7 protein-coding genes and 2 pseudogenes are annotated in these 6000 nt (G+C 59.2%); 3 read left to right on the forward strand and 6 right to left on the reverse strand.

The annotated features are described in order from the left end of the window. Positions 1 to 500: 500 nt before the first annotated feature. Positions 501 to 731: a hypothetical protein gene (locus GA0061098_RS37840; RefSeq protein ID WP_129591052.1), complete on the forward strand. Its 231-nt coding sequence runs from the start codon at positions 501 to 503 to the stop codon at positions 729 to 731. 307 nt (positions 732 to 1038) lie between these two features. Here the strand turns inward: GA0061098_RS37840 and GA0061098_RS47545 are convergent, their stop codons facing one another. The 5 genes from GA0061098_RS47545 to GA0061098_RS37870 all read right to left on the reverse strand — a co-directional run bounded on the left by GA0061098_RS47545 (position 1039) and on the right by GA0061098_RS37870 (position 4581). Then, positions 1039 to 1191, reverse strand: a complete 153-nt coding sequence (locus tag GA0061098_RS47545) for a hypothetical protein (RefSeq protein WP_165637861.1) — start codon at positions 1189 to 1191, stop codon at positions 1039 to 1041. A gap of 57 nt (positions 1192 to 1248) precedes the next feature. After that, positions 1249 to 1446 carry a transposase gene (locus GA0061098_RS47550; RefSeq protein WP_091966414.1) on the reverse strand — a complete coding sequence of 66 codons (198 nt, stop codon included), beginning with the start codon at positions 1444 to 1446 and terminating at the stop codon, positions 1249 to 1251. Between the two features lie 493 nt (positions 1447 to 1939). Beyond that, positions 1940 to 2164, reverse strand: coding sequence for a hypothetical protein (locus GA0061098_RS37850; protein WP_091966416.1), 225 nt, complete (start codon positions 2162 to 2164; stop codon positions 1940 to 1942). Positions 2165 to 2741: 577 nt separating this feature from the next. Further along, on the reverse strand, positions 2742 to 2897 hold the full coding sequence (locus GA0061098_RS45400; RefSeq protein WP_165637862.1) for a hypothetical protein: 156 nt from the start codon (positions 2895 to 2897) through the stop codon (positions 2742 to 2744). 724 nt (positions 2898 to 3621) lie between these two features. Next, on the reverse strand, positions 3622 to 4581 hold the full coding sequence (locus GA0061098_RS37870) for a recombinase zinc ribbon domain-containing protein (RefSeq protein WP_245323876.1): 960 nt from the start codon (positions 4579 to 4581) through the stop codon (positions 3622 to 3624). 61 nt (positions 4582 to 4642) lie between these two features. Here GA0061098_RS37870 and GA0061098_RS45405 point away from each other — a divergent pair, with 61 nt between their 5' ends. Together GA0061098_RS45405 and GA0061098_RS37875 are read left to right on the forward strand one after the other, a co-directional pair. After that, the gene (locus GA0061098_RS45405) at positions 4643 to 4795 is read left to right on the forward strand and encodes a hypothetical protein (RefSeq protein WP_165637855.1); all 153 of its coding nucleotides are present in this window, start codon (positions 4643 to 4645) and stop codon (positions 4793 to 4795) included. Between the two features lie 276 nt (positions 4796 to 5071). Beyond that, a pseudogene (locus tag GA0061098_RS37875) lies at positions 5072 to 5704 on the forward strand (DDE-type integrase/transposase/recombinase); the annotation flags it as partial. Here GA0061098_RS37875 and GA0061098_RS37880 read toward each other — a convergent pair. Further along, positions 5614 to 6000, reverse strand: a pseudogene (locus tag GA0061098_RS37880) (recombinase family protein); the annotation flags it as partial. The pseudogenes GA0061098_RS37875 and GA0061098_RS37880 overlap by 91 nt on opposite strands.

Below are 6000 nucleotides of genomic sequence, written 5' to 3' on the forward strand. Positions count from 1 at the left end.
CTCCCTCGCTCCTACGGAGCAATAGTGCGTGTCTCATGCGCAATCGTGACCTCGTCTCCGACAGCTTCCTGACGCTGACCGCGGTCGGTCTGGTGGTGCTCTGCTCGAGCCTGCTCGCCTTTGCGTTCACTTGAAGCGAGCGCGCTTGCTGCGTTTCGCGCTCTGACCAAGCTAAGTGCCTGGCGGCTAGCAAGTCCAGCAGCACGGTGCCTGACACTGATTGCCGTCCGCCGCGGTAAGGCCGATCGAGCTGTTTCGAGACCAGCCCGTCAGAACAGGTTTGGCCCGCGTGGGGATCAATTTTAAGGACATTGTCGAGGTTAACACTAACTCCGCCTCGTCGGCGCGGCGGACAACGACATTCTTGTTAGAGCGATCCAGATGATGGATTGCAGTGCGGCGCGCACTCAAACTGGAATTGAAATGTGACGACTATCCTAGTCCTGCTAGGGAGCGCAATCATCGGACTGGGGACGGGCCTCTTCTTTCGGGTCTGGGCCATGGTGCTAGTGTCTCCGGCAACCGCGGTCCTCGCCGCGGTCGTTCTTCAGGCCTCCGGCTTTGGCTTCTTCGCTGGCGTGTCCGTCGTCATCGGATCCGTCCTCGTCGGCCAGATCGCCTACCTGCTGGCAGCGTTCTGCCTGCTCAAGGGAGACATTTCACTTCAGGACGAAGCCGACAGCGACCCAGGCGAACACCGCCATCAGGATGTCCGCGACAAGCACCAGTAGCGCAAGGCCCGTCCAGGACGGCAGCTTTCGGCGCAGCCGGAGGGTCTTTCGCCGTGTCAGCAGACGGCCCAGTAAGAACGGAGGTGCGTACCTGACAGCAAGGCCGACCGCACTTTTTTGAAACACCATGGATCTCATTGCGGCACACCTTTCAATGCTGCTGGTCGGTTTACCGTTTCATCAGCAAGAGCATTGCCAGTGCCGAACATGTGCGGCAGCGGCGGCGCGGAATAACAGCATTGGAAGTGTGTCACGGAACCTGCGTGTCAACGTGGTACGGATGGCGTGCGTAGGGGATGTGGCGCTGTCACCGGAAGCGCTTGCGGTTTCGACTCCGAATATCCAGATGCGCCACGTCATCGGGCATAATCTTCGCATCGCGGATGCAGCTTTCGCTGAGCACGCCGCTGATGCTCGCCTTGGCGAGACCGCGCCGCTTGTCGGCGATGACATCCTGCAACTCGCGGAAATCGGCCAGATGGTCGTAAACGGCATGGACGCGTGGCAGGCGAACGGTTCACCACCGCCCGTCGAAATTTCGACGACCCCGGTACAAACGGCGGATCGCCATCGGCCGCGGCAATCCGCGTGCTTGCCGGCGCCAGGTGAACACTTGTTGTGGGGTCAGCCCGTGTCGCCGGGCAATCTCGGAAACGACCGCGCCTGGTACTAGCGTCTCCTCGACGATCCGGGCCTTGTTGTCTTTCGAGACCAACGACGGCGTCCCGTCTCCGTGATCACTTCCAGCCGGCGCGCCGTCATGTCGGCCTTAAGCGTATGGTCACGCACAGACGCAAGCCGATCCCATCGAAGAGATCGTGAAACTCGCATACCCCATGTGCCGCGAGAAGATGGGAGCGGAACGATGCTTACCTCGGATGAGGCAATACGGGGGTCAATATCTTGCAGGCCGAATGACACATTGGAGCGTTTTGCAGCTCTGAGCTCCTCCATCTTGAGCAATCTCGGCAATGGTAAAAGGCCGAAGCAAAAGAAGTCTAAGTCACGGGGCAATGCCACGACAGTTTCGGTCGCTGTGCGAAAACTTGCTCAACATGATCGCGATGTTTGCCGTGTCAGGCACCGTGCTGCTGGGCTTGCTAGCCGCCAAGCACCTTTAGCTTGGCATCGGGTCCGGCGCACCCGACCCGTCTAACCGAACATAGCATCTCGCAGCCGGGTTGCCGTTCTGATAGCGCCAGCGTGATTCACGCCAGCAATTCCCGCTGACGCGCGTCACGTTGCGCTTTGAAAGCAGCGACGAAGACCTCAAGGCCGGCCGAGGTTAAACCGGTCTCAGTGACGAGACCCAGCCGCGTGAGGTTGACCGTCTCGATCAGGCTGTCGCCATGCGTGGAACCTCCGCCGAACAGCTTAATGACAATTCTCTGCTCCCTGCGAGTTAGCTTGTTCCAGAGCGTCAAGTCCGGCATCCAATGCCTCACGCGAATCGCTGCATGACACTGATGAATTAGCCGATCGCCCGGAGGCGAAATCGTGGCAGCGGTCTCGACGCTGTGAGTGAAGGCTAGTTTTTTTGTAGATGCCCTGATGGTACTGAGCACGACCCCTGGCGAGGCGGCGATGATGGTGATGCACTGAGCCGACCTGCCCTAAAAAATGCGAGTTCGCTCGCGACATCGCCGATCCCGATCGCCAACACCTTGCGCGCGAGCTGACCGGCGTTACCGGGAAATGGCGTGAACGCGTAGAAGGTCCGCGACGGGTGAACCCGCCGGGGCGCCTTTTCGTTTAACGCTGATGGCCCAGTCCAACTCCAAGGCTGCGAGCCTTCTGTCTCAACGAGCCTTCGGATCGCTTCATCAGTTTCGAGAGTTTGGCGACGGGGGTGCGGGCCTTGGAATGCGCCTTCAGTAGCTTGACGTCGTCCTTGGTGTACTCTTTGCGTTTGCTATTCGTCTTTCTGGTCACTTGATTTCTCCGGCGTAATCGGGTTGCCGACTTGCGAACGCGTCAAGCGCTCGCTCCATTCCAGATGCCTGCGGTTCTTCACTTTGATCCGGTAACGACAACTTCCAGCATCGTAGGGCCGGTCGCGGCATTTCGATGCCAATCCTTCCATGTCGCAGGCAACTCGAAATAGATCAGGCCCAGGCTCGCCACGTTCGAGGGGATTAAGAAGGTGCCCTCAGGACGACGCGCCATTAAGCGCTCCAAGTTCTCTTCCGCATTGACGGAAGCATGAGGAGGTCGTCACGAGTTCGACGGGAACGTCGAAAGCGCAAAACTGCACTTCCGCCTGTGCCTGGGCGAGTGAAGGGTGATGCGGCGCCAAGCATGATGGTCCTTCATGCAGACCTTGCGGCCTCGACGATCCAGGGATAGCGGTTGAGTTCAATTGTAGCCGCCACGCGTGATCAGCCGCACGGGCGGACGATAGCGGTCGTGCTTCACTTCTTGGAACCATCGGGGCCGGGCCGGGACGACAATGCCCTTGGCCGGCAGGGGGATCGAGCTTGCGGGTATCCACGGAGTGTAGCGTTGAGTTTTCTTCATGGCACTCGAGAATTAAGCCAGCTCCGAACAGTAGTCATCCGGAATTCCACTCGGCATTAAGATACCTTTAAGTGGACAACGCCGGGGCTGGCATTTCATCCCGAACAAGATTGTAACCGGCAAGGGGTAGCTGTGAGGCGGCCCCTTTCGATTCAGGCCGAGCCGCGCGTTTGGCTCTGTGCCCGCGTCTTGATTCTGAGCAGGCATGGAGGTGATAATCCGCTGGCAGGGAAGGCGGCTCAGACCCTCGAGTTCACGCTAGACGCCTGTTATCGCGCCATTTCGGGGGTGAAGGAAGTCGAACGTTTTGGCCCCAAGCTTGGCAAAGAGAAGTTCGCGCAGACGACACGCTCGTGTGGACTCCTCTAGGCTGCTAAGAGCGGAATAGTTCCCTCGACCAATCGCAATAATCGCGCTTTGCGTGCCCCCGCAACCAGCGATTCTTGCGATGTCTGCTTAGGCGACCCGAGGGAATTGTCTTTCGCGTTTTGGGAACCATTCCGCAAGGACCGGGTGTTGCGCCTCCCCGCAACCAACGCCCCCTAGACTCTAGGGGTTCAGCCGCCCTCTCAGAAATCCTGAGCAGGGCGGCGAGTTGGCCGTAAATCTCGGTCCTGACCGGCTTGTAGGGTCCGCTCGGGTGAATAACGACCTTCTCAACAATCTCCCGAATGGCCTCGTTCGCCGCAGCGCGGCTGTCCTCATCTGACTCCGCAAGGGCCTTCTTCAGATTGCGCATCTGGTCGCGGTAGGCGCTGCCAGCGTTGGGATGAAGCTCCACGGCGGGCGGGGCCGCCTCGGCAATGGCGCCCTCGATCTCGTCGCGCTCCATCTCCAGCGACGCCAGGCGGTCGCGGAGAGCGCGGCTTGGCGCTTCGCCCAGCAGAGCGTCGACCGCCCTCGAGATCGCAGCGTTGATGTTGCCCAGCCGCTTTTCCAGGTCGCGGCGCCGATGGGCCGTCGAGCTGTTCAGCTCGCGGGATATCCGCTGATACTCGCGCACGTATTCTGCGATCAGCTCGGGGGAGGCCAACTCTTCCTCGATGCCCCTTAGAACTCCTTGCTCGATCGCCTCTCTGGCGACGGAGCGCCGGTTCTGACAAAGCCCGGTCTCCTTCATGCGTGAGCACAGAAAGAGCGAACCGCGCTTGTCGTTTCCGCCGACGATGTAGCCCGATCCACAGCATCCGCATTTGATGAGCCCCGAGAGCAGGTGCTTCGGGCGCGTAGCGTAGATGCCCTTGGGACCGCCCCGTTCTTCGCGGCGCGCCTGCTTTCCCGTTTCCGGGTACTTAATGAACGTCTGGCGGTTCCAGAGAAATGCGACCGGCATTCAGCTCGTTTTGTAGGATGATCTTGAGCGCGAGCAACTGCTGGCGGCAATCTTCACCAACATGGAAAACCTCACGGTCGCGCCGGGGGGCACTTCGTCCTATAAGAACCTCCGCAACAACACGGTGAAGGTCGAAGTTCGCGCAAAAGACAACTGCAACATCGAATACCGCATGACCGAGGCGGCCATCAAAGATGGGAAGATAGACGGTTAGCTGCTGACTCGACGGACGATCATCCGCGGTCGCCGTCAATGGATCGCTATACAGGTGGGAGAGCGATAGTATCTGCATATGCATCGGACTCAGAACGTGGCGCTCTTCGAGAATTTCGGGTCGGAATGCTTTTCGTCGATAATAGTTTTCGTTGGAGCCGTAGAACGCTGCGACCAGCTTTCGGATCAGGAGGGGGTCTTCGTTGAGGCGAAGTCTTCCAGCGGGAAATTCAGTATATGGCTGGGCAGTCGCGCATTTCGGAAAGCGCCGCTGTCGAAAGAAGGATATCGTCTTTATCGGGAGTTAAGCCTGCAATTACGCAACAAAGCGCCGAAGCGTCGCGTGAAGGCCAAGCTGCGCGAGGATAGGACGGAAGCACGCCAGATCAATGAGACCTGGGCAATGGACTTCGTTCACGACCAGCTCGCCACGGGCCGCAAGATCCGTGTTCTCACGATCGTGGACACCTTCAGTCGCTTCTCGCCAGCCGTCGATCCGCGCTTCAGTTATCGAGGCGAGGATGTCGTGCTGACCTTGGAGCGTATCTGCAAGATCCTTGGCTATCCCAGGACGATCCGCGTCGACCAGGGATCAGAGTTTATCTCCCGCGATCTCGATATCTGGGCTTACCAGAAGGGTGTGGTGCTGGATTTCTCGCGGCCGGGAAAACCGACGGACAACAGCTTCATCGAATCTTTCAACGGCAAGCTCAGAAGCGAGTGCCTGAACACGCACTGGTTCCTGAGCCTTGACGACGCGCGGCAGAAAATGGAGGATTGGCGTAGAGACTACAACTGCGCATCAGAACACCCATCTGGCTATGTGATTGAAGAGAAGAGATTTTGTTGGGCGGGATGCGATCCCGCGGGGTATTTTGGGTTCTGTCGCGCTCGTTCGGCGATAGTTTGAGCAGCAGTTGTTATCAGCCAGGTGCGGGCGAGGATCCAAGGACCATCCGGCAGAGGATGGATGGATTCGATCTCGCCGGCTTCAGCGGCCAGTCGGAGCGTCTTGGGCGCGATCTTCAGGAGCTTTGCGGCGTTGCCAAGGTTGAGCCATGGCTCGATCCCGTCCTCCGCGGGCTTGAACACCGGGATGTGGTAGTTCGAGCGCATTGATGTGACGCGCTCGCGGGTCCAGCGATTGCCGTTACCGGTCTTGAGGCCGTTGCGATTGAGGAGGCCGGCAATCAGATCGTCGCTGGC

It is taken from the genome of Bradyrhizobium shewense (genome assembly GCF_900094605.1).
GTDB classification, from domain to species: domain Bacteria; phylum Pseudomonadota; class Alphaproteobacteria; order Rhizobiales; family Xanthobacteraceae; genus Bradyrhizobium; species Bradyrhizobium shewense.